Raw genomic sequence first — 335 nt, 5'->3', positions numbered from 1 at the left:
TCTCTCCTTCCGCACCATTATTCTTCAGTTTAGTTTTTACTAAACTGAAAATACAATCAGTAGCATCCGAATGCGGAAGTGGCGAAATTGGTAGACGCACCAGATTTAGGTTCTGGCGCCGCGAGGTGTGAGAGTTCAAGTCTCTCCTTCCGCACCATTCTCTCTTTGAGAGCAGCTTTGAAGAAAAGCAACTTGTAGGTCTATCGCCAAGCGGTAAGGCAACGGGTTTTGATCCCGTCATCCCCTGGTTCGAATCCAGGTAGACCTGCCATCTTTACAAGGTTGTGGATTACGAGTATAGTCGGCAACCCTAAATGGCTACGTAGCTCAGTTGG

General features: G+C 47.5%; 2 tRNA genes. Both read left to right on the top strand.

Going from position 1 to position 335, the window contains the following annotated elements:
- Positions 1–72: 72 nt before the first annotated feature.
- A tRNA-Leu gene (locus ABT58_RS23125) sits at positions 73–157 on the top strand.
- 39 nt (positions 158–196) lie between these two features.
- Positions 197–271, top strand: a tRNA-Gln gene (locus tag ABT58_RS23120).
- Positions 272–335: the final 64 nt, after the last annotated feature.

The organism is Photobacterium aphoticum (assembly GCF_001029435.1).
GTDB classification, from domain to species: domain Bacteria; phylum Pseudomonadota; class Gammaproteobacteria; order Enterobacterales; family Vibrionaceae; genus Photobacterium; species Photobacterium aphoticum.
This window is presented reverse-complemented; position numbering and strand designations above follow the sequence as displayed.